This is a genomic window from Streptomyces alkaliphilus, from assembly GCF_014141535.1.
Taxonomy (GTDB): Bacteria; Actinomycetota; Actinomycetes; order Streptomycetales; family Streptomycetaceae; genus Streptomyces; species Streptomyces alkaliphilus.
On the sequence record NZ_VKHT01001203.1, the window covers coordinates 1 to 1,332 of the forward strand.

Here is a 1,332-nt window from a genome sequence, read left to right on the forward strand (position 1 = left end):
TATAAGAGACAGGGCAAACCCCCGGAGCCCGGCCCCGGTTCCCCGACCTCCCCGAACGGTGGCCCGGGCTCCGGGGGCGGGGCCGCGGACCGGCCCGCCCCCGCAGTCCCGGCCGACCGGGTCGGCCAACCGGTCGGGCCGCCGGTGCCCATCGGGGAGGCCGTCGCCCGTTCGCTGGTCACCGCCGCTTCCCTGGCGCCCTCCCTGCACAACGCCCAGCCGTGGCGGTTCCGGCTGCTCGCCGACGACACCACCCTCCAACTGTGGGCGGACCTCGACCGGGTGGTCCCCCACGCCGACCCCGAGGGACGCGGCCTGCACCTCGGCTGCGGCGCCGCCATCTGCAACCTGCGGGTGGCCGCCGCACACGCCGAACTGCTGCCCGAGGTCCGGCTGCTCCCCGAGCCGGCCGAACCCCGCCTGCTGGCGGACGTGGTCTTCCGCCGGTTGCCCGCCGGCGCCCCGGAGCCGTCGGAGGCCGCCGGACTGGCCGCCCTGTACCCGGCGATCCGCGCCCGCCGCACCAGTCGTCACCCCTTCCTCCCGGACCGGATCCCCGAGGAGGAGCTCAGGGCGTTGACGGAGGCGGCCCGGATCGAGGGCGCGGAACTCATCCACCCCGACGCCTGGCACACCGCCACCGTGCTCGAACTCCTGCAGGACGCCGAGGGCCGTGACGGCACCGACCCGGCGCGCGGGCGGGAGCTGGAACGCTGGACCCGCACCGGCGCCGAGGCCGGGAGCGCGGTGGACGGCGTTCCCGAGTACGCCTTCGGCCCGCGCGAGCGCGACGGACGGACCGTGGTGCGGGACTTCGCCGGTCGCGCGCCGGTGCCCGGCCGTCCCGAGGTCGACTTCGAGTCCACCCCCCGCCTGGCGCTGCTGGGCACCGACGGGGACCGACCCTTCGACTGGCTGCGCGCGGGCGAGGCCCTGGAACGGGTGCTCCTGGTGGCCACCGACCGGGGCCTGGCCACCTCCCTGTCCTCGCAGACCCTGGAGTGGGACGAACTGCGGTGGACCACCCGCGATCCGATGTCACCGGTGTCGCACATCCAGATGGTCATCCGCCTGGGGTACGGGCCCGAGAGCCCTCCCACCCCGCGCCGACCGGTCGGCGACATCCTGGAGGTCGGACGCCCACTGCCACCCGGTCCGTGAACCGGCCGGGCGGTCCCGGCGCCGCCCGGGCTCAGCCCCGGGACGGGCCGGCGGCGGAGTCGGGGCGGGCCCGGGGGCCCCCCCCCCCCGCCGCCCCCCTGGCCCCCCCCGGCGGGGGGGGCCGGGGCCCCCCCCGCGGGGGGCCGGCCTCCGCCGCCCCCCCCCCCCCCC

At 78.5% G+C, this 1,332-nt stretch carries 1 protein-coding gene; it reads left to right on the forward strand.

Annotated features, from left to right (window positions below; translation table 11 throughout):
• Positions 1 to 144: 144 nt before the first annotated feature.
• A complete protein-coding gene (locus FNQ90_RS23430) occupies positions 145 to 1,161 on the forward strand; it encodes an Acg family FMN-binding oxidoreductase (protein WP_323380142.1) in 1,017 nt (338 codons plus the stop codon).
• Positions 1,162 to 1,332: the final 171 nt, after the last annotated feature.